The 26,372-nt window shown below is 68.3% G+C and carries 19 protein-coding genes; 9 read left to right on the forward strand and 10 right to left on the reverse strand.

Annotation, left to right across the window (positions count from 1 at the left end):
• Positions 1-31: 31 nt before the first annotated feature.
• Positions 32-1,498: a cryptochrome/photolyase family protein gene (locus AC1KAT_RS04790; protein ID WP_480323321.1), complete on the forward strand. Its 1,467-nt coding sequence runs from the start codon at positions 32-34 to the stop codon at positions 1,496-1,498.
• Between the two features lie 226 nt (positions 1,499-1,724).
• Here the strand turns inward: AC1KAT_RS04790 and AC1KAT_RS04795 are convergent, their stop codons facing one another.
• The 7 genes from AC1KAT_RS04795 to AC1KAT_RS04825 all read right to left on the reverse strand — a co-directional run bounded on the left by AC1KAT_RS04795 (position 1,725) and on the right by AC1KAT_RS04825 (position 13,388).
• Positions 1,725-2,756, reverse strand: coding sequence for a diguanylate cyclase (locus AC1KAT_RS04795; RefSeq protein WP_480323323.1), 1,032 nt, complete (start codon positions 2,754-2,756; stop codon positions 1,725-1,727).
• Positions 2,757-2,790: 34 nt separating this feature from the next.
• Entirely contained in the window at positions 2,791-9,261 is a 6,471-nt protein-coding gene (locus AC1KAT_RS04800; protein WP_480323325.1) for a hybrid sensor histidine kinase/response regulator, read from the reverse strand.
• A gap of 75 nt (positions 9,262-9,336) precedes the next feature.
• Positions 9,337-11,661 (reverse strand): methyl-accepting chemotaxis protein, encoded by a 2,325-nt coding sequence (locus AC1KAT_RS04805; RefSeq protein ID WP_480323327.1) that lies wholly within the window; start codon positions 11,659-11,661, stop codon positions 9,337-9,339.
• A 61-nt stretch (positions 11,662-11,722) separates the two neighbouring features.
• Positions 11,723-12,244 carry a chemotaxis protein CheW gene (locus AC1KAT_RS04810; RefSeq protein WP_480323329.1) on the reverse strand — a complete coding sequence of 174 codons (522 nt, stop codon included), beginning with the start codon at positions 12,242-12,244 and terminating at the stop codon, positions 11,723-11,725.
• A 121-nt stretch (positions 12,245-12,365) separates the two neighbouring features.
• Entirely contained in the window at positions 12,366-12,731 is a 366-nt protein-coding gene (locus tag AC1KAT_RS04815) for a response regulator (protein WP_480323331.1), read from the reverse strand.
• A gap of 65 nt (positions 12,732-12,796) precedes the next feature.
• Positions 12,797-13,186 carry a response regulator gene (locus AC1KAT_RS04820; RefSeq protein WP_480323333.1) on the reverse strand — a complete coding sequence of 130 codons (390 nt, stop codon included), beginning with the start codon at positions 13,184-13,186 and terminating at the stop codon, positions 12,797-12,799.
• A gap of 49 nt (positions 13,187-13,235) precedes the next feature.
• Positions 13,236-13,388, reverse strand: a complete 153-nt coding sequence (locus tag AC1KAT_RS04825) for a rubredoxin (RefSeq protein ID WP_480324307.1) — start codon at positions 13,386-13,388, stop codon at positions 13,236-13,238.
• 190 nt (positions 13,389-13,578) lie between these two features.
• Here AC1KAT_RS04825 and thiD point away from each other — a divergent pair, with 190 nt between their 5' ends.
• Positions 13,579-14,508 (forward strand): bifunctional hydroxymethylpyrimidine kinase/phosphomethylpyrimidine kinase, encoded by a 930-nt coding sequence (thiD, locus tag AC1KAT_RS04830; protein ID WP_480323335.1) that lies wholly within the window; start codon positions 13,579-13,581, stop codon positions 14,506-14,508.
• The gene (hemL, locus tag AC1KAT_RS04835; protein ID WP_480323337.1) at positions 14,498-15,805 is read left to right on the forward strand and encodes a glutamate-1-semialdehyde 2,1-aminomutase; all 1,308 of its coding nucleotides are present in this window, start codon (positions 14,498-14,500) and stop codon (positions 15,803-15,805) included. Before thiD ends, hemL begins: the two co-directional genes overlap by 11 nt.
• A gap of 9 nt (positions 15,806-15,814) precedes the next feature.
• On the opposite strand, the gene AC1KAT_RS04840 is transcribed toward hemL, so the two are convergent.
• Positions 15,815-16,282, reverse strand: a complete 468-nt coding sequence (locus AC1KAT_RS04840) for a DUF6152 family protein (protein WP_480323339.1) — start codon at positions 16,280-16,282, stop codon at positions 15,815-15,817.
• Between the two features lie 10 nt (positions 16,283-16,292).
• Positions 16,293-16,712 carry a hypothetical protein gene (locus tag AC1KAT_RS04845; RefSeq protein WP_480323341.1) on the reverse strand — a complete coding sequence of 140 codons (420 nt, stop codon included), beginning with the start codon at positions 16,710-16,712 and terminating at the stop codon, positions 16,293-16,295.
• A gap of 96 nt (positions 16,713-16,808) precedes the next feature.
• On the opposite strand from AC1KAT_RS04845, the gene mpl reads away from it, so the two are divergent.
• Positions 16,809-18,170 carry a UDP-N-acetylmuramate:L-alanyl-gamma-D-glutamyl-meso-diaminopimelate ligase gene (mpl, locus tag AC1KAT_RS04850; protein WP_480323343.1) on the forward strand — a complete coding sequence of 454 codons (1,362 nt, stop codon included), beginning with the start codon at positions 16,809-16,811 and terminating at the stop codon, positions 18,168-18,170.
• A 56-nt stretch (positions 18,171-18,226) separates the two neighbouring features.
• Here mpl and AC1KAT_RS04855 read toward each other — a convergent pair whose 3' ends face one another.
• Entirely contained in the window at positions 18,227-20,881 is a 2,655-nt protein-coding gene (locus AC1KAT_RS04855) for a zinc-dependent metalloprotease (RefSeq protein ID WP_480323345.1), read from the reverse strand.
• 202 nt (positions 20,882-21,083) lie between these two features.
• Between AC1KAT_RS04855 and AC1KAT_RS04860 the strand changes: the two genes are divergently transcribed.
• The 5 genes from AC1KAT_RS04860 to AC1KAT_RS04880 all read left to right on the forward strand — a co-directional run bounded on the left by AC1KAT_RS04860 (position 21,084) and on the right by AC1KAT_RS04880 (position 26,371).
• Positions 21,084-21,683, forward strand: coding sequence for a YqiA/YcfP family alpha/beta fold hydrolase (locus AC1KAT_RS04860; RefSeq protein ID WP_480323347.1), 600 nt, complete (start codon positions 21,084-21,086; stop codon positions 21,681-21,683).
• Between the two features lie 121 nt (positions 21,684-21,804).
• A complete protein-coding gene (locus AC1KAT_RS04865) occupies positions 21,805-23,850 on the forward strand; it encodes a ribonuclease catalytic domain-containing protein (protein ID WP_480323349.1) in 2,046 nt (681 codons plus the stop codon).
• A 44-nt stretch (positions 23,851-23,894) separates the two neighbouring features.
• Positions 23,895-24,731 carry an energy transducer TonB gene (locus tag AC1KAT_RS04870; RefSeq protein WP_480323351.1) on the forward strand — a complete coding sequence of 279 codons (837 nt, stop codon included), beginning with the start codon at positions 23,895-23,897 and terminating at the stop codon, positions 24,729-24,731.
• Between the two features lie 21 nt (positions 24,732-24,752).
• Positions 24,753-25,586, forward strand: coding sequence for a shikimate dehydrogenase (gene aroE, locus AC1KAT_RS04875; RefSeq protein WP_480323353.1), 834 nt, complete (start codon positions 24,753-24,755; stop codon positions 25,584-25,586).
• Positions 25,583-26,371 carry a transglycosylase domain-containing protein gene (locus AC1KAT_RS04880; RefSeq protein ID WP_480323355.1) on the forward strand — a complete coding sequence of 263 codons (789 nt, stop codon included), beginning with the start codon at positions 25,583-25,585 and terminating at the stop codon, positions 26,369-26,371. Before aroE ends, AC1KAT_RS04880 begins: the two co-directional genes overlap by 4 nt.
• Position 26,372 lies beyond the last annotated feature (1 nt).

Here is a 26,372-nt window from a genome sequence, read left to right on the forward strand (position 1 = left end):
GATTTTAGGCGCCTGCGGCACACTCCCCCGGATGGAAAAACCTTTGGACTCGGCCCTCGTCTGGTTTCGCCGCGACCTGCGGGCCGACGACCACGCCGCGTTGTTCCATGCGCTGAAGTCGGCGCGCCGTGTGTGGTGCGCGTTCGTGTTCGACACCGACATCCTCGACGCCCTGCCCCGCGCCGACCGTCGGGTCGAATTCATCCACGACAGCCTGCAAGACCTCGACGCCACACTGCGCCGCCTGGGGCCCGCAGAGGGTGGCTTGATCGTGCGACACGGCCCGGCCGTGCACGAGCTGCCACGACTGGCGCGTGAGTTGCGCGTGCAGGCCGTCTATGCCAACCACGACGACGAGCCCGACGCGCTGGCCCGCGACCGCCAGGTGCGCGGGGCACTGGCCGACGCCGGCATCGCGCTGCACACCGGCAAGGACCACGTCATCTTCGAACGCCAAGAAGTGCTCACGGCCACGGGCACGCCTTACACCGTGTTCACACCGTACAAGACGGCGTGGCTGAAGAAGCTCGAAGCCTTCTACCTGAGCGCCTACCCGGTCGAGAAATACGCCGAGGCCTTGGCCCCTTGGCCCGAGGGGTTCGCGGCCCCGATGCCCACGCTGGATGCGATCGGCTTCGAGCGCACCAACCTGCACGAGATGAAGCTCGGCCTCGGGGCCAGCGGCGCACAGGCCATGCTCGCGGACTTTCTGCCGCGCATGGACCGCTACGGCGACACGCGCGACTTTCCATCGGTCAAGGGGCCAAGCTACCTGTCCACCCACCTGCGCTTTGGCACGGTGTCGATCCGCCAACTGGCGCGCGAGGCCTGGGCGCGCATGAAGGCGGGCTCCGACGGCGCCTCGGTGTGGCTGTCAGAGCTGATCTGGCGCGACTTCTATCACCAGGTGCTGCACCACCGGCCCGACGTCGTGAACGCGAGCTTCAAGCCCGCGTACGACGCGATCAAGTGGGCGCGCGGCAAGCACGCCGACGCGCTGTTCGCGGCTTGGTGCGAGGGCCGCACCGGCTACCCGCTGGTCGATGCGGCGATGGCGCAGATCAACCAGACCGGCTACATGCACAACCGCCTGCGCATGGTGACCGCGAGCTTTCTGGTGAAAGACCTCGGCATCGACTGGCGCCGCGGCGAGCGCTACTTCGCAGAGAAGCTCAACGACTACGACCTCGCCGCCAACAACGGCGGCTGGCAATGGGCCGCGTCCACCGGCTGCGACGCGCAGCCGTACTTCCGCATCTTCAACCCGGTGAACCAGAGCGAGAAGTTCGACGCACAGGGCAAGTTCATCCGCCGCTATGTGCCGCAACTGGCGGGGCTGCCCGACAAGCTGATCCACGCGCCCTGGCTCGCGCGCCCCGTGGACCTGGAAGCCGCTGGGGTGGTGCTCGGCAAGGACTACCCGATGCCCGTGGTCATGCACGACGAAGCGCGCGCGCAAACGCTGGAGCGGTATGCGGTGGTGAAGGCGGCGCGGTAGCGCGGCTCATCCTGTGCGGGCAGCGGTGCTGGGGCTTCGATACCTCAGCCCGAACGGGCACCGAGATATGCGAAAGCGGCGAAGAACCGCCCGGCCCGCACAAGCAAAGCGAAGTGCCCATCAAGCAACACCCGTGGAGCCGGCTCTGCCGGGCCACTTGGGTGGCGCCCCCTCGGGGGGCAGGAGCGAAGCGACGTGGGGGCTCCATCCCCAAGCGACGTGGGGGCTAAAACAGTTCCACGTCGCCGATCTTCGAGTCGTCTTCCAGGTCACCCTTGGCCACGAGTTCGGCATGGCTCTGCACCTGGTTGCGGCCGTGCGTCTTGGCGAAGTACACCGCCTTGTCCGCGCGCTCGAAGGCCGCGCTCGGCGTGTCGCCGGCCTTCACCTCGGTGAAGCCGATGCTGATGGTGATGCTGCCGACCTGCGGGAAGGGGTAGGCCTGGGTGTTGGCGCGCATGCGCTCCAGCGCCATCGCGGCATCTTGCTCGCTGGCGCAGCGCATCAGCACCACGAACTCTTCGCCGCCGAAGCGATAGAGCCGGTCGTGGAAGCGGAAGCTGTTGCGCATCAGGCGCGCCAGCAGCAGCAGCACCTCGTCGCCAATCAGGTGGCCGTAGTTGTCGTTGACCGACTTGAAATGGTCGATGTCGATCACGCCCAACCAGTAGCGGTGGCCGAGCGAGGTACCGCGCCGGCCATCGACGGCACCGTCTTCGGCCGTGGACGCCGGCGCATTCGTCGCCTTCAGGAAGGTCTCGTCGAAGGTCTTGCGGTTGAGCAGGCTCGTGAGCGTGTCGCGCTCGCTGTAGTCGAGCAGGCCTTCGAAGTTACGGAAGAAGCGCAGGATGCTGCACACCAGCCGCTGCTGCTCTTGCGGCAGGGGTTGGTCGGTTTCGACTTCGAGGGCGCCGACGACTTCGCGGTCGGTGCTGACCGGAAAGATGCTCACGCAGGGCTTGCCTTTGAGCGTGACGACCGATTGCCCGGTCATCGCCTGCAAACGCGCCGGATGCGCATTGAGCAGCGGCAGGGTCTCGACATCGACCCAGGCCGAGTCGGCGGTGGCCACGCTGTCGTTCTGGCCCAGGCGGGCCCGGGTGAGCCAACGCTCGCTGCCGGGTTCGCCCACGCTGCGGTAGAAGGTGACCCGAAGCGGGTGCAGCAGGTCTTTCAGCGCCGCCACGAGGCTCACGTCCAGGATGTCGCGGTCACGAAACCCCGTGAGTTCGGCCAGGTGATCGACCAGGTGTGACACCGCGCTCAGCCCCTTGCGCGCAGCGACCCGGCGTTCATGCGGTCGCCTCGGCCGAGGCGGTGTACCGCGCGATCAAGGCCAGCAGGTCTTCTTCGGAATACGGCTTGCCGAGGTAGTGATCGACGCCCAGTTCGGCCGCGTAGTCGCGGTGCTTCTGCGCGATGCGCGAGGTGATCATGATCACCGGCAGGTCGCGCAGGCGGGCATCGCCACGGATGTTGCGCACCAGGTCGAAGCCGTCCATGCGGGGCATTTCAATGTCGCTCAGCACGACCTCGGGGCGCTCTTCGGCCAGGCGTTCGAGCGCTTCCATGCCGTCCTTGGCGAGTTCGACGCGGTAACCCTCGCGCACCAGCAGGCGTTGGGTGACACGGCGCACCGTGAGCGAATCGTCGACCACCAGCACCAGCGGCGCCTGCTTGACCGCCGGCTCTTCCTTCGCAGCCGCCAGCGCTTGCTGCGCCTGCTCGGGCGATTGGCGTGCCGCCAGCATGGCCGCGCGGGCGCTTTCGCCGTACAGCGTGGCCAGGGCCACCGGGTTGTAGATCAGCGCGACCGCGCCCGAGGCGAGCAGCGTCATGCCCGCCAGACCCGGCAGGCGCGAGAGCTGCGGCCCGAGGTTCTTGATCACCACTTCCTGGTTGCCCAGCACTTCATCGACGTGCAGCGCCACGCGTTGCTGCGCGCTTCGCACGATGACGATCGAGCGCATGCGGCCCGCCTCGTGCGCGCTCGGCGGCAGTTGCAGCAGCGAGCCCAACCAGAAGAAGAGCATCGAACGCTCGCCCAGCTGGTAGGTGCCGGTCTCGTAGGCGTGCTCCAGTTCCTTGGCGGTGGCGCGGCGAACGATCTCGATCAGCGTCGAAGGCACGGCCACCACGGTGTTGCCGCAGCGGAGCATCACGACCTGCGTCACCGCCGTGGTCAGCGGCAGCACGAGGCGGAAGCTGGTGCCCTGCCCTTGCGCGGTCGCCGTTTCAATGCGTCCGCCCATGGCGTTCACCTCGGAGCGCACGACGTCCATGCCCACGCCGCGGCCGGCGAGTTCGGTCACGGTCTCGGCGGTCGAGAAGCCTGGTGTGAAGATCAGGTTGGCAAGGTCGGCGTCGCTGGGCGTGTCGTCGGGCTTCAGCAAGCCCATCGCCAAGCCCTTCTGGCGGATGCGTTCGAGGTTCAGGCCCGCGCCGTCGTCGCGGAACTCGACGCCGACTTCGTTGCCCTCTTGCGTCACCGACACGAGGATGGTGCCGGTGCCGTCCTTGCCGTGCGAGGTGCGCGTGTCGGGCGATTCGATGCCGTGCGTGACGCAGTTGCGCAGCAAGTGTTCGAAGGCCGGCATCATGCGTTCGAGCACGCCGCGGTCGATTTCGATCGAGCCACCGACGATGTCCAGCCGCACGTGCTTGCCGGTTTCCTTGGCGGCCATGCGCACCACGCGGTACAGGCGGTCGGACTGGCCTTCGAACTCCACCATGCGGGTGCGCAGCAGGTCGTCCTGCATGTCGCGCGTGAGGCGGCCCTGGGCGACGAGTTCGTCTTCGGTCGTTTCCAGCGTGCGTTGCAGCGTGCGTTGCACGGTGGCCACGTCGTTGACCGACTCGGCCATCATGCGTGTCAGCTCTTGAAAGCGCGTGAAGCGGTCAGATTCGAGCGGGTCGAAGGTCTGGTGCGCGGCCTTGGCGGCTTCGAGCCGCGAGCTCATCTGCAACTCGGCCTGGAACTCGATGTCGCGCAGCTGCCCGCGCAGACGTTCCAGGTTGTCGGTCAGGTCTCCCAGCGAGCTGCGGATGTTGCCCACCTCGGACTCGATCCGCGAGCGCGTGATGCTGACCTCACCGGCGTGGTTCACCAGGCGTTCGAGCAGCGGGGCGCGCACACGCACGGTCGAGTTGTGCTGCACGGCATGCGCCACCGGTTTGTCGCCCGCCACCGTGGCGGCCGTGCCCGACGTCGCCATGAAGCGCGCCCAGTCGATTTCAGCCGGCTCGGGGCTGGCAGCCGCCGGCGTGGGAGCCACCGGTGCGGGCGCCTCCGCTGTGGGCTCGACCGGTGCCTCGACTTGCGGCGCCAAAACCGGGGCCGTGGCAATCGGCGTCAGCGGGGCCAGCACCGGCTCGGGCATCGGCGGCGCTTCGGCGATCTCCTGTGTCACCGCGGCTTCGGCCTCGGCATAGGCTTGGGCGTCACGCGAACGCAGCGTCTCGAAGGTCGAGGTCAGCGAGTCGGCACGGGCCTGCAGCGCTTCGACGTCGCTGGTGTGGATGGTGTCTTGCGCGAGCAAGTGCTCGATGTTCGTCTCAAGCCGGTGGGCCATTTCGCCCAGGCGCATCGCACCCGCCAGACGCGCACCGCCCTTCAGCGTGTGCAGCGTGCGCATGCAGCCTGCCGCCGCGCTGCGTTCGGCCGGGCGGCGTGCCCAGTCGCGCAGGCCCGAAGAGAGCTCGGGCAGCAGTTCTTCGGCTTCTTCTTCAAAGATCGGGAACAGTTCGGCATCGACCGCGTCGACCGCGTCGATGTCGTCTTCGGTGTCGGGGGCATCGGCGCGCACGACCACGGGACGCGCCTCGGTGTTGACCGGCAGCGGCGTGAAGGTCTTCAGCTCGGCTTGGCCCAGGGCACCCAAGGTGCCGAAGGCGCTGTCAGCGCCCAGCGGCATCGGCGCACTCAGCGACGGCGCCGCCTCGGCCACCGGGGCCTCGTCGACCGTCGGCGCCGGCTCGATCACAGGCTCGGGCTCGGCCACCACCTCGGCCACCGGCATCGGCGGTTCTTCGTCACCGGCCATCTCGGCGGTGTGGCTTTGCACCTCCAGGCGGCGCGCCGAGCTGACTTCGTGCTCGGCCAGGCGGGCCAGCAGCTCGGGCGCGGGCGACTTCAGGAAGCCGGCCGCGAACTGGTGCAAGAGGCGGCGAATTTCTTCGGCCGCATCGACGAACAGGCGGCCGTCTTCGGGCGTGCCGTTGCCCAGCGCCTGCTGGCGCATCAGGGCGTGCTCGACCGAGCGCGCGAGGTGCGACAGATCGGCGAACCCAACAGTCGCCGAGCTGCCCGCCAGCGAATGCGCCAGCGCGATGGTCATTTCGCCGACCGGGCGATGCAGCTCCATGCCCCACTCGGCGACCTCGGTCGTCAGGCGACGCGACAGCTCATCGGCCTCGTTGAGGTAGATGTTGAAGAGCGGGATGCCGATGCGCAGCGGGCCCACGACCTTGACTTGGTCATCTTCGGGGAAAGCCTCGGCAGGCGCCGGTTCGGCCGCATCCACCGCTTCGGACGGCGCGGCCGACAGGTCGAGATCGACCGCTTCGGCCTCTTCAGGCAGCTCGGGCGCGGCCTCGATCACCTCGGGCAGCGCCTCGGCTTCGACACTCTCGGTGACCTCGGCCACGGGCAGCGCCAAGTCAGCGGCGGCCGGGGCTTCGATGGCTTCGGGCGCGATGTCCAGATCGAGTTCGGCCGTAGGCGGCGTGAGGATCAGCGTCGGCTCGGCGGGTGCAGGCTCCGGGGTGCCAAGTGCCTCGCCCTCGCCAAGGTCGAGCTTGAACGGCATCAGCGACTCGATCGGCTGCGTGGCCGGTGCCACCGGGGCGGCCATCGGCTCGTCGAGGGCGTTCAGGTTCAGTTCGAGGTCGAGCGACTCCGCAGCGGGCGCGGCCACGGCCGGCTCGGGTGCCAGGGGCTTGGCCTGCGGCGCTTCGAGAGCGTTCAGGTCGAGTTCGAAACTCAGTTCGGGGGCGGGCGTGGCAGCAGGCGCTTCGGCCGCCGCAGGAGCTTCGCTGACCTCAGGCAGGTCGGGCAAGCTGATTTCGGGCGCGGCCTCGACCACCTCGGGCGCGGCCAGGGTTTCATCGGCGAACGACAGCTCGATCTTCGGCAGGGCTTCTTCTGCGGCCACAACGGGCGCAGCGGCCACGGGCACGGCGACCGGTGCCGGCGCGGCTGGCACGCCGCCCGCCGGCAGACCGATTTCGGGCCACGAGGCGCCGATGCCGAGCGCGTCGGCCGCGACCTTGACCGGCGTGGCCACGTAGGCACCGGCGCGCTGTTCGGCGATCGCTTCGACCCAGTCGCGCATGTAGGCGAGGGTCTGCGAGGCGAAGTCGAGCAGGGGTGGCTCGGCCGGCTTCTGGCTGGCCAGCCAGCTGTTGAACACCTGCTCGGCAGCCCACCCGGCTTCGCCGAACTCTTTCAGCCCGACCATGCGCGAGCTGCCCTTGAGGGTGTGGAAGGCACGGCGCAGACTGGTGAGCTGCTCCATGTCGCCTGGCATCTTGGCGAGGTGGGCAGAGGCCGCTTCGCCCGTGTCCACGACTTCGCGCGCTTCTTCAAGGAAGATCTCGCGCATCTCGGGGTCGTCGCCGAGGTCGGTGTCCATGCTCGCCGGCGCGCTGGACAGCGGCTGCGGCGAAGGTGGGGCCACGACGATTTCGGGTTCGAGACCCACCGGGTCGCTCGCGGTCGAGACGAAGTCGGCCAGCGCTTCGGACAGCTGCCCGCGCACCGAGTGCACCTCTTCGGCATCGCCGCTGTCGATGGCCTGCTCGATGGCCGCCTGCGCTTGCTCGACGGTGGCCTGCAGGGCGGGCTGGTCGGCAATCTGCGCTTCGTGCGACAAGCGTTCGAGGTCGCGCGCGACCTCGGTCACGGGCACGTCGTCGCTGCCGGCGCTGAGCGAGAGCGACTGCGCCTGTTCAATCAAACGCGGCTCGACGCTGGGCGGCGGCTCGGCGGGCGCGGAGCGGCCGATCAGCGGGTTCAGGCGGCCGGTCTGCGCGTCGAAGACGAACAGCGACTTTGCCTGCGGCTGCACGTTCATCATGTTGATGAGGAAGCCCAGCGCGCCCACGTTGCCGGCGAGGCGGTCGAAGGTGCCGGACTGCACCACGCCTTGCGGGTCCACGTCGGTGGTGATGAGGCCCTCGACGTCGTCGCGCATGCGCACCACGGCCTGCGAGGCCTGGTCGTGCCCCAGCACCGACAGCACGCCGCGCATCGCGGCCAGCTGGTTCGGCACCGGCACCAGCACCTGGCGGTCGGCCGGGTTGCGGAAGAACTGGTCGATGGCCTTTTCGACTTCGGACAGCGAGGTGTGCAGCTCTTGCACCACGGTGCCCATGGTCTGGCGGTCGGAGACGCGGCGGTACAGCTCCTCCATCCACGGTTCGAGCGGCGGCGGCGTCTGCCCGGCGCGCACGAGGCTGATGCGCTGCGCCAGGCGGCCCACGCGTTCGGCCTGCTCGGGGTGGTCGAAATCGGCGTCTTCGAGCGAGGCTTCGAGGTACAGCACGCTGGTGGCGACTTCCATCGCCAGTTGCGGTGCGGGCACCGCGCCGGCCTGCTGCACCAGAGCCACGGCGCTCTGCAGTTCGTCGGCGAGCAGTTCGCCGCTCGGGTAGAGGCGCTTGAGCGAATCACCGACCAGCGAGAACTGCTCGGCCAGCCCGCTCATGCGGTGCATTTCGCCGCCGGCCACCGCCGACCACGAGTCGCGGGCCGTGCCCACGCGCTTGCGCGCCTGCGCCACCCAGGCGGGGTCGTAACGGCCGAGCTGGCTGGCGGTGTAGTCCACCGGCTCCGCCGCATCGAGCCCGTAGGCATGGCGCGCGGCCAGCAGGCGCGGTGCACCGGCGCCACTCTTGGGCAGGCGGCTTTGCGCGCAGAAGAACAGCAGGTCTTGCGCGAGGCGCTCGGACACGTCGCCCTCGCCGCTCTCGAGTGCGCGCAACTGGGCGAGCAGCCGCGAGGCCACGCGCTTGGTGAACACGTCGTGCGACAGCAGGCCCTGGGCCAGCGCTTCGAAGAAGGCCGCCGCCAAGCGCCACAGCGTGGCGGCCGGCATCGAGTTCGCGCCGGCACCCAGGCTCGCGCAGATTTCGCTCATGCGCGCGGCCGCCGGGGCGACCGGGCCGCGCATGAGGACCAGCAGCAGTTGTTCGAGGGTCGTGCGCGCGGCGGCATCGGCCGCGTGCGGTGTCACGCCGGTCTGGCCCGGCAGCTCGCGCCAGCGCCAGTCGATGGCCCACAGGTCGGCCGGGTGCACGCGGTCGGCACCGGCCAGGGTCTGCACGGCCTGGTATTGCGGGAAGAGCGACAGCGGCGACAACGTCTTGCCGGCCAGCACGCGCTGCACGTAGTCGAGCAGGGCGAACGAGGCGCGCTCGATGGCATCGACCTCGTTGGAAGTGAGCTTGCCGGGCTTGGCCACGAAGCGCTGCACGGCGGCTTCGCTCGCACGCAGCACGGCAGCCACTTCGGGCAGGCCGACCAGTTCGAGGGCGCCGACGCCCTGGTGGATCTGCTGGCGCGCGGTGCGCAGCACCGAGGGATCGACGGCATCGACATCGGAGCCGCTCAGCGCCTCGGCTTCTTTGACGAATCGCCGCAGTGCCTTGTGCGCGTTGTCGAGAGAGCGCCGAAGCTCTTCGTTGACCCAGGCGAGTGAACTGAGATCATCGACCTTCGCTGCGGTGCTGGCGGTCGTCGCTTGGGTTCTGGAGCTGTCCATCCGTGGCCTTCTGTCGCTGGGGTTCTGCCGCAGTGTTGTCAGGCGGTGCCGCTTGCGCGGCCCGCCGCGGGCTCATCAGCTGATCTTGAATCGAGCGACCGACTGCTTCAGTTCTTCAGCAGTCCGTGACAGCTCACGCACCATCTGCGCCGTCGAACGGGTACCTTCACCGGTCTGTTCGGTCACCGCGAAGATGTGCTGAATGTTCGAGGCCACCACGTTGGCGGATTCGGCTTCGCGCAAGGCTTGGTTCGAGATCTGCTCAATCAGGTCGGCCAGCTGGCGTGACACGCGGTCGATGTCGCCCAGTGCATTGCCGGCCGCGTCGGTCAGCTTGGTACCTTCCACCACCCCTTGCGTGGAGCGTTCCATGGCGGCCACCGCGTCTTGCGTGTCGGTCTGAATGGTCTTCACCAGGGCCGCAATCTGCCGCGTGGCGTCGCCGGAGCGCTCAGCCAGCCGCTGCACTTCTTCGGCAACCACCGAGAAGCCCCGGCCCGCTTCACCGGCCGAGGCGGCCTGGATGGCGGCGTTCAGGGCCAGCACGTTCGTCTGCTCGGTAATGTCGGAAATCAGTTCGGTGATTTCGCCAATCTCTTGCGACGACTCGCCCAGACGCTTGATGCGCTTTGACGTTTCTTGAATGTGGTCGCGGATCGAATTCATACCGCCGATGGTGTTTTGCACCGCGGTCAGACCGGTCGTGGCAGCTTGCAGCGATTGACGCGCCACCTGAGCGGTCTGCTGGGCTTGCTCGGACACCTCGTTGATTCGGCCGGCCATCTGCAGCACCGACTCGCCGGTTTCACGAATTTCGCGCAGCTGTTCGTCAGAGGCGGCCAGCAGTTCGGTCGAGGTGGCTTCCACCTGCAGCGTGGTTTCGGTCACCCGCGACACCGTGCCCTGCACCTGCGACACCAGGGTGCGCAGTTCTTCCACCGTGTAGTTCACCGAGTCGGCGATGGCGCCCGTGATGTCTTCGGTCACGGTTGCTTGCTGTGTCAAGTCACCTTCAGCCACCGTCTGCAGTTCGTTCATCAATCGCAGAATGGCCGCCTGGTTGGCGTCGTTCACGCGCTTGGCTTCTTGCTCCTGGCGTTCGGCTTCGAGTCGCTGCTTTTCAGCCAGCGAGGCACGCAAGGCCTGGTCACGCACATACAGGCGCAGGAAGCCCAAACCGCCCGCCGCCATCAAGGCCGCCGACAGCAGGAAGAACAGCAGGCTCAAGGGGCTGAAGCCGGTTTCGCTGCCGAGGCGCTCCTGCACGGTCTCGAGGCCCTTACGCAGCGGTTCCGAGTCGGCAATGATCGACACCTGCGCTTCACGGGCCGACACCAGGCCTTGCAGGTTGCCCAGAATCGCGCCGGCTTGTGTGCGCGTTTCTTCGTACAGGGCCATCAGCGCTTCGAGGCGCTCTTTGGTCTGCGGGTCTTTGGTCGGGGCCAGGCGCAGTTCGGCGTTGCCCTTCATCAGGCCGTCGGCGATTTCGCGGAAGGAGTTCAAGTCCTTGCCCAGCAAGAACACGGCTTCCGGCGACACGCCTTCGAGCGTCAGGAATTCGTTGGCCGACTTGCCGATCCGCTGCGTCAGCATCACGAGCTGGCCGACGGCCGAGATTTCAGCCGACGAGGCGTCTTGCTGCAGCTTCAGCGACGAGATCGTTTCGGCGATTTCCAGCAGGTCCGACGACTGGCGGTTGATCGAGCGCAGCGCCAGACCCACCTCGGTCAGGATCTTCTGCTGGCTCATCACGGTGTTGGCGTTCTTCTCGGCGCGGTCCACCAGCGGCAGCAGCGGGTCCAACACCTCTTGAACGGCACCACCGGCCTGGTTCAGGTTGGCGTCACCCTGGTCGAGGCCGCGCACGTTGCGCGCCAGCACGTCGGCCGACTCGCGCACTTCCGGGAAGGCCGAGGCGTTGCCGATCAGGGCCTGCGAGACCGACTTCGCCAGACGTTGCGACTGCATCAGCGCCTGACCCGAGGCACCCACCTGGGCCGCGCCCTTGGACGCCGAGTTCACCGAGTAGAAGGTCATCGCGATCAGACCGACCAGACCAGCACCGACCATCGCGAACAGGATTCGCTGCTGCTGCCCGACCGGCCGGTTGCCGATGATCGGCAGGCCGGTGCCGCCCGCGGCGTCTTCGGCGTCGCCGTCGCGCAGGCGCGTTTCGGCGAATTCGGCCATCTCTGATGGGGCGACCTCCGAGATGATCGACGAGTCCATGTTGACCGTCTGGTCGGCCTCGGCGCTGACGTTCAGCGAGGCGGTGCGTTCCATCGGCGGCACGTCGTCCACCATCGGGGCGTCCACGACGGCCACGTCACCGGCGTCCAGATCTTGCGCGTCGTCGTCGCGGCGCTTGCCAAAACCTTTGATCTTGTTCAGGAAGCTCATAAGTTCCTCGTTCCGTCGTCTCGGTGGGTGTTGCCAGATGGCCAGGGATTCGTTCGAGGGCTCAGCCCGCGATCTTCAGGAAGGCGGCGTCGCTTGCCAGCGCGCCCAGATTCAGTTCGTGCCACACGCGGTTGCCCGCATCGCGGTAAGGCTTGCCCACGAAGGCGGGGCGCGGCTTGCCGTCGTCCGCCTCGGGGGTCAGCTGCTCGGCGCTGCGCAGGCCGGCGAGCTGGTCCACGAGCACGGCGCAGTTGATGTCGAGCGTGTTGTTGAAGGCCACGAGCCAGGCCTGCTCGCGGCCCGTCGATGCGGCATTGCGCACCCCGAGAAAGCCCGCCAGATCGACCACCCCGTGCAGGCCGCCGCGCAGGTTGGCCACGCCCATGAACCAGCGGTTCGTGTAGGGCACGGGCACGAGCGGCGCGTAGGGAAAGATTTCACCGGCTTCCTGCAAGGGGAACAAGAAGCCGTGGCCGCCGCACTCGACGGCCAGCCACGAACGGCCGCGCTCTTGCGTCCGGGCGGCTTGCAGCTTGGCCGCCAGGCGGCTTTGCAGTTCGCGTAGAGCTTCCTTATTGGCCATTCACACTGCCTCGTTGGGCGTCAGGTGGGCTTGCAAGCGGCGCGTGGCCGCGTTCAGAAAGAAGCGAAGGAACCGTCGCGGTCGCCCAGTTGGCTCACGCATCAGGTTCCTTGGCATCGTCTCAGTCGAAAGCGCGGATTTTGGAGACCAATTCGTCCGGGTCAACCGGTTTGACGATGTAGTCGCGTGCGCCTTGGCGCATGCCCCACACCCGGTCGGTCTCTTGGTTCTTGCTGGTGCACATGATCACCGGCACGTCGGCGAAGCGCGGGTCACGCGTGATGGCGCGGGTGAGCTGGAAGCCGTTCTGCCCCGGCATGACCACGTCCATCAGGATCAGATCGGCCTTCTCTTCGCCCAGACGGCGCATCGCTTCCTCGCCGTTTTCGGCGGTTCGCACCGAGTAGCCGCGCTTGGTCAGCAACTCGGACAGGTAGTGCAACTCGGTCTTCGAGTCGTCCACCAACAGGATCTTCTTGATCGCCATGGTTCAGTTTCTCCGTCTATCTCTCGGTGCGGCCCCGTCGCCGCCCTCCGCGGGCGGGGCCATGTTCAGGCGGCGGGCCGGTGCAACTGCACGGCCTGCAACAGTTGATCTTTGGTGAAAGGCTTGGTCAGGTAGTCCTCGGAGCCGACCATGCGGCCACGCGCCTTGTCGAACAGGCCGTCTTTCGAGGACAACATGATGACCGGCACGCCCGAGAACTTCGGGTTCTTCTTGATGATGGCGCAGGTCTGGTAGCCATCGAGCCGCGGCATCAGGATGTCGCAGAAGATCAGGTCCGGCTCGTGGTCATTGACCTTGGAGAGCGCATCGAAACCGTCTTCGGCCAGCAGGACCTGGTAGCCCCCCTGCTTCAGAAAGATCTCTGCACTGCGCCGGATGGTGTTGCTGTCGTCGATGACCAGTACCTTGATGCCAGCAGGGGCTTCGTTGCTCACCGGGGAATCTCCTGAATCGACTGAAGGGCAGTGCGTAGGAGGCTGAACCTCAGATCTGCACCATCTCGAAATCTTCCTTGCGGGCGCCGCACTCGGGGCAGGTCCAGTTCATGGGCACATCGGCCCAGCGGGTGCCGGGTGCGATGCCATGTTCCGTGTCGCCTGCGGCCTCGTCGTAAATCCATCCGCATATGAGGCACATCCAGGTGCTCGCACCGCCCGTTTCATTGCTCACGTTCTTCGCTTGTCGCTTTACTACAATGAATAAATTGTAGCGACGCCCACTGGCCGAAACGCTATGGTTTGTAGGCACATACGCCACATTCCTCACAGATATCTAGAAGTCGCAGCTCACTCTGGGCACGCGTTTTCCCTAGCCAACCAAGCCCCTCATGAACGCTGAAGCCCCCCTTGTCACCGATGGTGAAACCGCCCAAGAGGCCCCGCCGCCGGCTTGCGTCATGACCTTCAACGCCAGCGACCCGAGCGGCGCGGGCGGCCTGTCGGGCGACATTGCCACCATCGCCGCGATGGGCGCGCATGCCCTGCCGGTCGTGACGGCCGTGATGATGCGCGACACCGCCGAGGTGTTCGATCACCACGCCATCGACACCGACGTGGTGCTCGAGCAGGCCCGCAGCGTGCTCGAAGACGTGACCATCTCGGCCTGGAAGGTCGGCTTCCTCGGCTCGGCCGAGGGCGTGAGCACGGTCGCCGAGGTGCTGTCCGACTACCCCGACGTGCCGCTGGTGGCCTACATGCCCAACCTGTCATGGCTCGAAGAAGACGACCAGCAGAGCTACCTCGACGCCTTCCGCGAGCTGGTGCTGCCGCAGGCTGAGGTGCTGGTGGGCAGCCACCAGACGCTGACCGACTTTCTGCTGCCCGAGTGGGATTCGAGCCGCCCGGCCTCGCCGCGCGAGTTGGCCGTGGCCGCCGCCGAGCACGGCACGCGCTTCGTGCTCGTCACGAGCGTGCCTTTGCCCAACCAGTTCATGGACAACGTGCTCGCCTCGCCGCAGGGCGCGATCACCGGCGAGAAGTTCGAGCGCTTCGAAGTCAGCTTCGTCGGCGCCGGCGACACGCTGTCGGCCTCGCTGGCCGCCTTGCTGGCCGCTGGCAGCGAGCTGCACGCCGCGGTGGGTGAGGCGCTGACCTTCCTCGACCAGGCGCTCGACGCGGGCTTCCGCCCCGGCATGGGCAACGTGGTACCCGACCGCTTCTTCTGGGCCCTGCCGCCCGGCGACGAAGAGGGCGAAGGCGAGCCCGGCACTGAGGCGTCCGACGACATGCCCCCGAAGGACCCGCGCCATGTCCACTGACATCCGCCGCAGCGAGCAGCTGTTCGAGCGCGCGCAGAAGGTCATTCCCGGCGGGGTGAATTCTCCGGTGCGCGCGTTTCGCGCGGTGGGTGGCACGCCACGCTTCATCGCCCGCGCCGAAGGGGCCTATCTCTTTGATGCCGACGGGCGGCGCTACATCGACTACATCGGCTCCTGGGGACCGATGATCCTTGGCCACGGCCACCCGGCCGTGCTGGAAGCCGTGCAAAAGGCCGCGCTCGATGGCTTCTCGTTCGGCGCCCCCACCGAGCGCGAGATCGAACTCGCCGAAGAGATCCTCAAGCTCGTGCCCAGCATGGACCAGGTGCGCCTCGTCAGCTCGGGCACCGAAGCGGCGATGAGCGCGATCCGCCTGGCCCGCGGCGCCACCGGCCGCAACAAGATCGTCAAGTTCGAAGGCTGCTACCACGGCCATGCCGACGCGCTGCTGGTGAAAGCCGGCTCGGGTCTGGCGACCTTCGGCAACCCGACCAGCGCCGGCGTGCCGGCCGACGTGGTGCACCACACGCTGGTGCTCGAATACAACCACGTCGCCCAGCTCGAAGAGGCTTTCCAACTGCATGGCCCCGAGATCGCCTGCGTGCTGATCGAGCCCATCGCCGGCAACATGAACTTCGTGCGCGCAAGCGTGCCCTTCATGACGAAGCTGCGCGAGCTGTGCACGCGACACGGTGCCTTGCTGGTGTTCGACGAGGTGATGACGGGCTTCCGCGTCGCGCTCGGCGGTGCGCAAAGCGTGTACGCGAAGCTGATCCCGGGCTTCGAGCCCGACATGAGCGTGTTCGGCAAGGTCATCGGCGGTGGCATGCCGCTCGCGGCTTTCGGCGGCAAGCGCAAGGTCATGGAAATGCTCGCGCCGCTGGGCCCGGTCTACCAGGCCGGCACCCTGTCGGGCAACCCGGTGGCCACGGCCTGCGGTCTGGCAACGCTGCGCGAGATCCAGAAGCCCGGCTTCTTCGAGGCGCTGTCGGCCAAGACCCGCACGCTGGCCGAGGGCTTCGTGTCAGCGGCCCAGGTCGCCGGCGTGCCCCTGGTCGGTGAATGCGAAGGCGGCATGTTCGGCTTCTTCTTCGCGTCGGCCCTGCCGCAGAACTACGGCACGGTGATGGCAACCGACAAGGCGCGCTTCAACCGCTTCTTCCACGCCATGCTCGACGCCGGCGTGTACCTGGCGCCCGCGCTGTATGAGGCGGGCTTTGTCAGCGCCGCGCACAGCGACGCCGACATCGCCGCCACGCACGAGGCTGCGCGCCGGGCGTTTCGCGCCCTGGCCTGAGGCCTCGCTTCAGGCCGGCGACGAACGCAGGCCCACGGTCTGCTCGTTGACGAACAGGTACTCGGCGCGCAGCAGCGCCGGGCCCTTTTCGCCCGCGAAGGTGTAGCCGATCACCGCGAGCGGCGTGCCCGCCTTGAACTCGGCCAGCTTCCAGGCTTCGAGTCGGGTCAGCGGCGCCAGCTCGATGGTCCAGCGGCGGTCTTTGCGGGTGGGCAGCACGGTCTTCTTGCGGATCGCGTCGCGGTCCACCTGCGCGCTCTGCTCGGGCAGCGGCAGGGCTTCGATGCCCTCGGGCAGCCGCAGCCGCGCCGCGACTTCGAGTTCGACCTCGGCGTGGGGGTTGCGCCAGCTCACCTTGCGCGCGATGCCCTCCAGGAAGATCGGGCGCTCGGTGTCGAAGCTGGACCAGCCGTGGTGGGCCCAGGCGGGGGTGATGAGGCCGGCCGAGCCGGCGATCACGAACAGTCGTCGTTGCATGAAAACTCCGCTATGCATAGGCAATGAAACGGCCGCACACCAGCACAGCCAACCAGGCGCCGAGCGACAGCAGGGCTTGCCCCCGCGCCATCGCATCGAGCCGCTGCAGGCTGCCGCGTGCGTGAAACCACACGGCGTTCGCGCCCGCCACGGCGATCAAGCCCAGCTTCGCCACAAAGACCCGGTTGCCCGCGAGTTCGTTCCACTGGCTGGCCGCCATCGCGGTGCCGGTGATCGCGGCCAGCACAAAGCCCGCCAGCGCCACCGGCAAGGCCAGCCGTGCCAGCGGCGACAAAGGCACGGCTCGGCCGAGGCCGAACACCCGCAGCTCGAACAGCAGCAGGTTGCCCAGCAGCGCCGCCACGCCCACCAAGTGGGCCGACTCGAAGGCCGGGTAGGCCCAGGGGTGGGTGCGGATCCAGTCGAACATGGGGAAGACGGCGCATTCTGATGGCGCAGCGGGGCATGTGTCTTGCGAGGTCTTACCCCGACGAGCCCCACGAACGCACTTCTAGAATCCCGCCCCATGCACATTCACATCCTCGGCATCTGCGGCACCTTCATGGGTGGCCTGGCCGCATTGGCCCGCGAAGCCGGCCACAAGGTCACCGGCTGCGACGCGGGCGTCTACCCGCCGATGAGCGACCAGCTGCGCGCGCTCGACATCGAACTCATCGAAGGCTGGGACGCCGGCCAGATCGCCCTGAAGCCCGACCTCTTCGTCATCGGCAACGTGGTGTCGCGCGGCAACCCGCTGATGGAAGCCATCCTCGACGCCAACCTGCCCTACACCAGCGGCCCGCAATGGCTGGCCGACAACGTGCTGCGCGGCCGCCACGTGCTCGCGGTGGCGGGCACGCACGGCAAGACCACGACGACCTCGATGCTCGCGTGGATGCTCGACCAGGCCGGCCTGCCCTGCGGCTTTCTGGTGGGCGGCGTGCCCAGCAACTTCGGCGTCTCGGCGCGGCTGGGTTCGACGGCGCCGGGCGCGCCCTTCGTCATCGAAGCCGACGAGTACGACACCGCCTTCTTCGACAAGCGCAGCAAGTTCGTGCACTACCGGCCACGCACGGCCATCTTGAACAACCTCGAGTTCGACCACGCGGACATCTTTGCCGACCTGGCGGCCATCGAGACGCAGTTTCACCACCTCGTGCGCACCGTGCCGGCGAAGGGCCGGCTGGTGGTCAACGCGCGCGAAGAGTCGCTGCAGCGCGTGCTCGAACGCGGCTGCTGGAGCGAGGTCGTGCGCTTCGGCGCCCGCAAGGAAACCCCCGGCGCCCTGCGCGCCCGCGGCGAGCCGCATGCCTTCGACGTGCTGCGCGGCAGCCTGAAGATCGCGCGCGTCGATTGGTCGCTGCTGGGCGAACACAACCAGCTCAACGCGCTGGCCGCCATCGCCGCGGCCGAGCACGTGGGCGTGTCGCCCGAGGTCGCGGCGCAAGCGCTGGCCACGTTCCAGAACGTGCGCCGCCGGCTCGAACTGCGCGGCGAGGCCGGCGGCGTGAAGGTCTACGACGACTTCGCGCACCACCCGACCGCGATTCGCACCACGGTCAACGGCCTGCGCCGCAAGGTCGGCATGGACCGCATCCTCGCCGTGTTCGAGCCGCGCTCGAACACCATGAAGCTCGGCACGATGAAGGCGCAGCTGCCCTGGTCGCTCGAAGAGGCCGACCTGTCGTTCTGCCACCAGGGCGGCCTGGGCTGGGACGCGCGCGAAGCGCTGAGCCCGATGGGCGACAAGGCCATCGTCGCCAACACCGTCGATGAACTCGTCGCCGCGGTCGTGAAGGCCGCGCGCCCGGGCGACCACGTGCTGTGCATGAGCAACGGCGGCTTCGGCGGCGTGCACGACAAGCTGCTGCAGGCGCTGGCTCGCTGAACGCGGCTGGGCGGGTCGTCGACGAGACAGCCTGCGGCTGCGCGCGGGGGCAGCGCTCAACTGCGCAGCATCGACGCCCGCAGCGACTCGGTCAACGTGTCGAGGCTGTCTTGCAGGTGGGCCCGGGTGTCGATCGGCAGGCGCGTGTTGCGCGCGGCGCGCTGCAGGTCGGCACGCAGCGTGCGGGCCTGCAGCCGCACCAGGCTCATCGCGTCGGCCGGCAGTCCGCTCGCGCTGCGGGTGAGCAGGGCTTGCACGCGCTTCAGGTGCTCGCGCTGCAGGTTGCGGCGCAGCGGGTCGATCTCGGCGCCGCGGCCTTTCAACTCGCTCCAGATCGCGCCTTGCAGGCTGCCATAGACCTCGGCCAGCGAGATGGCGCCCTTGCGCTGGTCGGCCGTCAGGTACAGCGGCAATTCGAGCAGGCGGGTGGCGGTGCCGGGGCTCATCAGGCGGTCGAGCGCGCCGGTCTGCACCTGCAGCACGGCGGTGGGCACGCTGTAGGGGCCGGGCCGTGTCCACTCGTTGTAGTTGGGGCTCAGGCTGGCCAGAAATTCGGGCCTGAAGCGGAAGCTCTCGGCACTGAAGATGCCGCCTGACAGGAACTGCAGCGCCTGGCGCTGCCGAGCCGGGTCGACCGGCGCGAACGCGCGGCGGCGCGGCCCCGGCACGTCGCGGGTGCTGACCATGCCGCCGACGTACTTGCCCACCAGTTGCGAGACGCGGGCCAGCTGGCCGAAGCCGCTGCTGAGCACGCGGCGCTGGCGGTCCAGGTCGTCATCGGCCTGCGGCGGGCGCTCTTGCACGCGCTGCCACAGCTCGCGCGACAGCTGCAGGCGGCGTTGGTAATACGCCAACGGGTCATCGCTCAGGTCGAAGCGGTTGACCAGCGGGTCGATGCCATCGGCGTCACCCACGCCCGCGTCGGTGTCATCGGCATAGGCGAGGCCCGGCTCGTGGCTGCGCGACGCAATGCGGGCCAGTTCGGCGGCCTCTTGCGCCGGGTCGATCGGCTTGTAGGCGTACTCGATGGCCCAGTAGTCGTAGGCGCCGAGGGTGCTGTTGTTGAAGTTGGCCACGGGCTCGCCGGCCAGCGCCAGGTTGTAGGCGTTGTAGTCCATCACCGAGCCCGAGATGCCGTGCTTCTCGGTGAAGCTGCGGTCGCGCAGCTGGCGCTGCGAGACGGCCGTGGACGCGCGGAAGTTGTGCTTCAGCCCCAGCGTGTGGCCGACCTCGTGCATCACCGTGTCCTTGACGACGGCCTGCACGAAAGCCTCGGCCTCGGGGCTGTCGGGCTCGATGTCACCGCGCGCCGCGAACAGGTCGAGCGCGAAGTCCATCTCGGCGGCCACTTCATGGCCATAGGTGCAGTAGGCGTCGTGGCCAGTCGAGGCGTGCGACACCCGCCCGGCGTCTTCGACGATGAAGCGGCGAGCGCTGCGGCCGAACACGTCGCTGATGGAGATGTCGGCATCGAGGATCTCGCCGGTGCGCGGGTCGGAGTGGTGCGGCCCGCGCGCGAGGCCGGCGTCCACGCCCAGGTACCAGCGGATGGAGGCGTGCCGCGAGTCGAGCGTGTCGAAATCGGCGTCGTCAGGCTGCACCTTGGCGACGATGGCGTTCTTGAAGCCGATGCGCTCGAAGGCCTTGTTCCATTCGAGAACGCCCGCAGTCACCGCCTGGCGGTATTGCGGCGGGATGTTCTTGTCGAGCCAGTAGACGATGGGCTGCCGAGGCTCGGACAGCGGCGCGTCGGGGTCTTTTTTCTCCAGCCGCCAGCGGTTGATGTGAAAGCGCCGGGTGCGTGCCTTCAGGTCGGTGCTGTAGTCGCTGACCACGTCGTAGAAATGCCCCAGGCGCGGGTCGGCCGGACGCGGGCGCATGGCCTGCTCGGGCAGGCGCGTGAAGTTGTAGACCAGGCCGACGAAAAAGCTGCGGGCTTCGGGCGTGGTGGCGGGCGGCGCCGCCGCAGGGCCACCGGCTGAGGGCTGCGGCACGCGTGCAGTGGCGAAGTGCAGGCGCGTGTGAACGCTCGACAAGTCGTCGGTGCTACGGGTTTTTTCGAAGTACGAATTGGCGCGGTCCAACCCGTACGGCAATCGGTAGGCCCTCTCGATCGAAGCCGAATAGCCTGCCAGGTCGCCCAGCAGAAAGCTCGCATCGACCAGCACCGACTTGCGCTCGGGGTGCGGCCCGCTGGCGACGATGCTCGACGCCAGCAGGCTGTGCGAGAAAGCCTGTTCGACCGCCGTCTTCATGGCCGGGTTGTCGGCGACGTACCCGGTGTTGAGCGCGATCAGCTGCACCTGGTTGCTGCCGATGCGTCGAAAGCTCGCCAACCACGAGGGGCCCATCTGGCTGCCGTAAAGGCCGCGCTCACCGAGGCCGTGCGACACGTTCACCGCCAGCAGGAAAGGCTTGTCGAAGTGGGCTTCGGGAACCTCGATCCACAGCCGTTCGTCCTTGCGCCACAGCGGCAGAAAGCCCGGCTGCTGCGTCGCCCCGCGAATCACCTCGGCAAAAGGCCGCGGCGCCCCAGGCTCGGGGCGGGGCGGCGTGGTGGCCGAAGGTGGCACGGCGGCCGCGCCATTGGCCGCCCCGGGGGCGCCGCTGGGGGCCGGCGCGGCTGGGCGCGGCAGGCTGGCGCAGGCCTGCAGGAGCAGCAGCACCGCCGTGGCGGCCACGGCGTTCGATCGGCGGGTCAGGGACGTCATGTTCTCGGCGACAAGCGTTGGCGTGGAAGGCGGCGCGACCCGGCAAAGGGGCCGGAAAGTGTAGGGTGCGCCACTGCGGGCCGCGCCCTTCGGGCGACCCGGTTTGACCGCCGATCGCGCCAAGGTTCACACCCTGGCGGCATCCCCGACAAAGGCGCCCCGCCCTGCCGCGCACCAGGGCTTGTCTCCGACACCCTGTGTCATGCTTGCGGCGATGACCTCGCACCTGCTTTACCTGCACGGCTTTCGTTCGTCGCCCACGTCGGCCAAGGCCCGCGTGACCGCCACCTGGGTCGAGGCCCATTCACCGCGCACGACCTGGTGGTGCCCGCAGTTGCCGCCCTCGCCACGCGAGGCCGTCGCAGGCCTGTTGAAGGGGGTGGCCGGCTGGCCGCGCCAGAGCATGGCCATCGTCGGCAGCTCGCTGGGTGGCTTTTACGCCACCGTGCTGGCCGAGCAACTCGGCTGCCCGGCCGTGCTGCTGAACCCGGCGGTCAACCCCGCGCGCGACCTCGCCAAGTACATCGGCGAAAACACCAGCTTCCACGGCGACGACCGCTTCTTCTTTCGCCCCGAGTTCGTGGACGAACTGGCGGCGATGACGCCCGGCCCGATCACCCGGGCGAACCGCTATTTCGCGGTGATCGCCACCGGCGACGAGGTGCTCGACTGGCGCGAGATGAGCGCGCGCTACCAGGGTGCCCACCTGCGCATCGTCGAAGGCAGCGACCACGCGCTGTCGGACTACGACGAACACCTGCCGCATGTGCTCGACTTCCTGCACATCGGGCCGCCACCCTGATCGATGAAGCCGGCTTTCCTGGGCGTCCGCGTCGGCGCATCGAAACCTGCCGTCGGCCTTCGCCGCCTTGGCCCGGATGCCGAATGGGTGAGCCGCCAAGGCAAGCGACAATCCCGCCCCTATGTATGCACTGTATGAAGACGCCGGCAAGTTTCTGGCCGGCCGCGTGATGTCCGAAGCCGACAGCTCGATGCAGGTCGAGCTGGATTCGGGCAAGCGCGTGAAGGTGAAAGCCGCCAACGTGCTGCTCAAATTCGAGCAGCCCGCCCCCGCCGAGTTGCTGGCGCAGGGCCAAGCGCTGGCGCAAGAGATCGACCTCGACCTCGCCTGGGAATTCGCCCCCGACTCCGAGTTCGGTTTCGCCGACCTGGCGCGCGACTACTTCGACGCCAAGGCCGGCCCCACGCAGCAGGCCGCCGCGCTGTTTCGCCTGTTCGAGGCGCCGCATTACTTTCGGCGCATGGGCAAGGGCCAGTTCAAGAAGGCACCCGAAGACATCGTCAAGGCCGCGCTGCTGGGCATCGAGCGCAAGAAGCAGGTCGCCGCGCAGATCGAGGCCTGGGCCGGCGAACTGGCGGCTGGCCAGTGCCCGCAGCCGGTGCGCGAGCAGCTCTACAAGATCCTCTTCAGGCCCGACAAGAACGCCGCCGAGTACAAGGCCGTGGTCGAGGCCGCCAAGCGCTCGCAGAAGGCCCCGCTCGATCTGCTGACCGCGGCCGGCGCGATCGATTCGCCGTACCAGTTCCATTGGAAGCGCTTCCTGTTCGAGAACTTCCCGAAGGGCACGAACTTCCCGGCGCTGTCGGCCCCCGCCATCAAGGACACGCTGCCGCTCGCGGCGGTGCAGGCCTTCTCGATCGACGATTCGCAGACCACCGAGATCGACGACGCGCTCTCGGTGCAGGGCCTGGGCACGGGCACCGTGGTGTTCGGCGTGCACATCGCCGCACCGGGCCTGGCGATCACGCCCGACGACGCGCTCGACAAGGTCGCGCGCGACCGGCTCTCGACGGTCTACATGCCGGGCTACAAGCTGACCATGCTGCCCGACGACGTGGTGCAGGCCTACACGCTGCAAGAAGGGCGCGACTGCCCGGCCGTGTCGCTGTACGTCAGCTTCGACGAGGCCACGTTGGCGGTGAAGGGCAGCGAGACCAAACTCGAACGCGTGCCCATCGCCGCGAACCTGCGGCATGACCAGCTCGACGCCGTCATCACCGAAGCCACGCTGACCGGTGCCGAGCCGGCGGGCTATGCCTTCGCCCCCGAGCTGACCTTCGCCTTCCGGCTGGCGCGCCACCTGAAGGCGGGGCGCGAGGTGGTGCGCGGCAAGCCCGAGTTGTTCAACCGGCCGGACTACAACTTCCGCCTCGTCGGCAACGAAGGCCGCGAGCCCAAGGGCGACGAGCAGGTGCAGATCAGCACCCGCACGCGCGGCGCACCGCTCGACCTGATCGTGGCCGAGGCGATGATCCTCGCCAACAGCACCTGGGGTGGCTGGCTCCACGAGCTGGGCGTGCCCGGCATCTACCGCAGCCAGGCCAGCATGGCGCCGGGCGTGAAGGTGCGCATGGGCACCAAGGCCGCGCCGCACGCCGGCATGGGCGTCGCGCAGTACACCTGGGCCACCTCGCCGCTGCGGCGTTATGTCGATCTGCTGAACCAGTGGCAAATCATTGCCTGCGCCCGCCACGGCCGCACGGCCGCGCTGGCCGCACCGTTCAAGCCGAAAGACGCGGCGCTGTTCTCCGTCATCAGCAGCTTCGACGCGGCCTACACGGCCTACAACGGCTACCAGTCGAGCATCGAGCGCTACTGGACGATCCAGTACCTGGCGCAAAACAACATCCACGAACTCGACGCCGCCGTGATGAAAGACGGCCTCGTGCGCGCCGACACGCTGCCGCTGGTGTTTCGTGCCCTCGGCGCCGAGCAGTTGCCGCGGGGCGCGAGGGTCGCCGTGCGCATCACCGGCAGCGACCTGTTGACGCTCGACCTGCACGCCAGCGTCACCGCCCGCCTCGACGACGCCACCACCACGGCCGACGACGCGGTGGTCGATGACGCCGAGGCCGAAGAGGCCACGCCGGGAACACTCACGCTCGCCATCGATCTTCAGGAAGGCGCGTCGGAAGACAGCGCCGCGCCCGCCCCCGCTTCGGCCTGACGCCCTCACACCGCCGCACCGCCATGTTCAAAAGCCTCTCCGCTATGCAGATCGCCCTGGGCATTTCGGTCGGGGTGCATGCGGTGCTGCTGTCGATCCGCTTCGTGGACCCGGAAGGCTTCAACCGCATGTTCGAGGACACCCCGCTGGAGGTGATCCTCGTCAACGCGAGTTCGAGCGAAGCGCCCGTGAAGGCGCAGGCCATCGCGCAGCGCAACCTGGCCGGCGGCGGCGAGGCCGAGAGCGGCCGGGCGACCTCGCCCCTGCCCTCGTCGGCGCAGGTGCAGCTGGGCGATTCGGCGGTGGACACCTACAAGCAGATCGACCAGCTGGTCGAAACGCAGCAGCAACTGCTGGCCCAGCTGCGACGTGAACTCGCGCTGCTGCCGCCGCCCGACCCCAAGCGCGACCGGGGCGACCCGCAGCACCGCGCGCAGGAAGACCAGCGCCGCCAGTTGCTGCAGTTGATGGCCGAGATCGAAAAGCGCATCAACGAAGAGAACTCACGCCCCAAGCGCCGCTACATCAGCCCGGCCACGCGCGAAGAGCTGTACGCGATCTATTACGACAAGCTGCGCCGCAAGATCGAAGACCGCGGCACGCGCAGCTTTCCCGAGTACCAGGGCAAGAAGCTCTACGGCGAGCTGACGATGAACATCACCGTCAACGCCTCGGGGCGCGTGGTCTCGGTCGATGTCGTGCGCCCCTCGGGCGTGGCCACGCTCGACAAGCGGGCCATCGCCATCGTGCACGCGGCCGCGCCCTTCGGCGACTTCACCGACGCGATGCGCAAGAAGGCCGATGAGCTGGTCATCACCTCGCGCTTTCGCTTCACGCGCAACGACGGGCTGGAAACCACCCTCAGCGCGCCCTCGTCCTGATCGACTCTTTGCTTGTTTGGTATGGACCGATACGTCGTCGCCGGTAACCCGGTCGAACACAGCCAATCGCCCTTCATCCACGCCCAGTTCGCCGCGCAGACCGGCCAGGCGGTCGAGTACGGCCGCCTGCTGTGCCCGATGGACGGCTTCACCGAGGCCATCCGCCGCTTTGCCGACGAAGGCGGGCGCGGCTGCAACGTCACGGTGCCGTTCAAGTTCGACGCCTTCTCGCTGGCCGACAAACGCACGCCGCGCGCCAAACGCGCCGGCGCGGCCAACGTGCTGCGCTTCGACGCCTCGGGCTGGGTGGCCGACAACGCCGACGGCGTGGGCCTGGTGCGCGACATCGAGCACAACGCCGGCATCGCGCTGCGCGGCCAGCGCGTGCTGCTGATCGGCGCGGGCGGCGCGGCCGCCGGTGCGCTCGGCCCCCTGCTCGACGCCCGCCCGGCGCAGCTGGTGATCGCCAACCGCACGGTGGACAAGGCCCAGGCCCTGGCCGACAGCCACGCCGACCTCGCCGAGGGCATCGACCTGCAGGCGCGGTCGCTGGCCGACTGCGGCGCGGGCTTCGGCGTGGTCATCAACGCCAGCGCCAGCAGCCTGCAGGGCGCGGCCATTCCGGTGTCGCCCGTGGTGCTGGGCGCGGGCGCGTTGGCGCTCGACATGATGTACGGCCCGGCGGCACGCGGTTTTCTCGACTGGGCCGAGGCGCACGGCGCACGCGGCCGCGACGGCCTGGGCATGCTGGTCGAGCAGGCCGCCGAATCGTTTTACTTCTGGCGCGACGTGCGCCCCGACACCGCGCCCGTGCTGCTCGCCTTGCAGCAACGCCTGTCCGGGGTCGCGGCATGAGCGCCCTCGGCTCGGTCGGCCGGCAGCTCGGGCGGCTGTTCTGGCTGCTGGTGATCTGCGGACTGTCGCTGCAGCTGTATTTCTTCGGCCGCGTGGTGCTGATGAACTGGGTCGATCCGCAGTCCACCACCTTCCAGCGCTCCGAGATGTGGCGCATTGCCCGCGAGAAGGGTGAGCTCGCCTGGAGCCAGGACTGGGTACCGCGCGACAAGATCTCGCCGAACCTGCAGCGCGCGGTGATCGCGTCCGAAGATGCCGGATTCGTCGATCACAGCGGCGTCGAATGGGACGCGCTCGAAAAAGCATGGGAGAAAAACCAGCGCGAAGAGGCCCGCGCCGCCCGCCTGAACGAACGCGCCGAGCAGCGCGCGGCCAAGGCGCAAAAGCCGCTGCCCGACAAGCCGGTCGCCACGGCGCGCATCCGCGGCGGCTCGACCATCACGCAGCAACTGGCGAAGAACCTCTTCCTCGGCGCCGAGCGCAACTTTCTGCGCAAGGGGCAGGAGTTCGCCATCACCTTCATGCTCGAAGCGGCGCTGCCGAAGGGGCGCATCCTCGAGATCTATTTGAACAATGTCGAGTGGGGCGAAGGCGTGTTCGGCGCCCAGGCGGCGGCGCAACATTACTTCCGGGTCGATGCAGCCCAGCTGGGCACCACGGCCGCGGCACGGCTCGCGGTGATGCTGCCCGCGCCCAAGCGCTTCGAGAAGCGCCCGCATTCGGCCTACGTCAGTGGCCGCGCCGGCGCGGTGGCGCGCCGCATGGGCGCCGTGGATTTGCCCTGAG

The organism is Piscinibacter sp. PDB5-1 (assembly GCF_056676035.1).

Excerpts from the sequence above, each read along its gene's own strand:
- AC1KAT_RS04790 (WP_480323321.1), top strand. The coding sequence starts at position 32 with ATGGAAAAACCTTTGGACTCGGCCCTCGTCTGGTTTCGCCGCGACCTG.
- AC1KAT_RS04800 (WP_480323325.1), bottom strand. The coding sequence starts at position 9,261 with ATGGACAGCTCCAGAACCCAAGCGACGACCGCCAGCACCGCAGCGAAG.
- AC1KAT_RS04805 (WP_480323327.1), bottom strand. The coding sequence starts at position 11,661 with ATGAGCTTCCTGAACAAGATCAAAGGTTTTGGCAAGCGCCGCGACGAC.
- AC1KAT_RS04810 (WP_480323329.1), bottom strand. The coding sequence starts at position 12,244 with ATGGCCAATAAGGAAGCTCTACGCGAACTGCAAAGCCGCCTGGCGGCC.
- AC1KAT_RS04815 (WP_480323331.1), bottom strand. The coding sequence starts at position 12,731 with ATGGCGATCAAGAAGATCCTGTTGGTGGACGACTCGAAGACCGAGTTG.
- AC1KAT_RS04825 (WP_480324307.1), bottom strand. The coding sequence starts at position 13,388 with ATGTGCCTCATATGCGGATGGATTTACGACGAGGCCGCAGGCGACACG.
- thiD (WP_480323335.1), top strand. The coding sequence starts at position 13,579 with ATGAACGCTGAAGCCCCCCTTGTCACCGATGGTGAAACCGCCCAAGAG.
- hemL (WP_480323337.1), top strand. The coding sequence starts at position 14,498 with ATGTCCACTGACATCCGCCGCAGCGAGCAGCTGTTCGAGCGCGCGCAG.
- AC1KAT_RS04840 (WP_480323339.1), bottom strand. The coding sequence starts at position 16,282 with ATGCAACGACGACTGTTCGTGATCGCCGGCTCGGCCGGCCTCATCACC.
- AC1KAT_RS04845 (WP_480323341.1), bottom strand. The coding sequence starts at position 16,712 with ATGTTCGACTGGATCCGCACCCACCCCTGGGCCTACCCGGCCTTCGAG.
- mpl (WP_480323343.1), top strand. The coding sequence starts at position 16,809 with ATGCACATTCACATCCTCGGCATCTGCGGCACCTTCATGGGTGGCCTG.
- AC1KAT_RS04855 (WP_480323345.1), bottom strand. The coding sequence starts at position 20,881 with ATGACGTCCCTGACCCGCCGATCGAACGCCGTGGCCGCCACGGCGGTG.
- AC1KAT_RS04860 (WP_480323347.1), top strand. The coding sequence starts at position 21,084 with ATGCTTGCGGCGATGACCTCGCACCTGCTTTACCTGCACGGCTTTCGT.
- AC1KAT_RS04865 (WP_480323349.1), top strand. The coding sequence starts at position 21,805 with ATGTATGCACTGTATGAAGACGCCGGCAAGTTTCTGGCCGGCCGCGTG.
- AC1KAT_RS04870 (WP_480323351.1), top strand. The coding sequence starts at position 23,895 with ATGCAGATCGCCCTGGGCATTTCGGTCGGGGTGCATGCGGTGCTGCTG.
- aroE (WP_480323353.1), top strand. The coding sequence starts at position 24,753 with ATGGACCGATACGTCGTCGCCGGTAACCCGGTCGAACACAGCCAATCG.
- AC1KAT_RS04880 (WP_480323355.1), top strand. The coding sequence starts at position 25,583 with ATGAGCGCCCTCGGCTCGGTCGGCCGGCAGCTCGGGCGGCTGTTCTGG.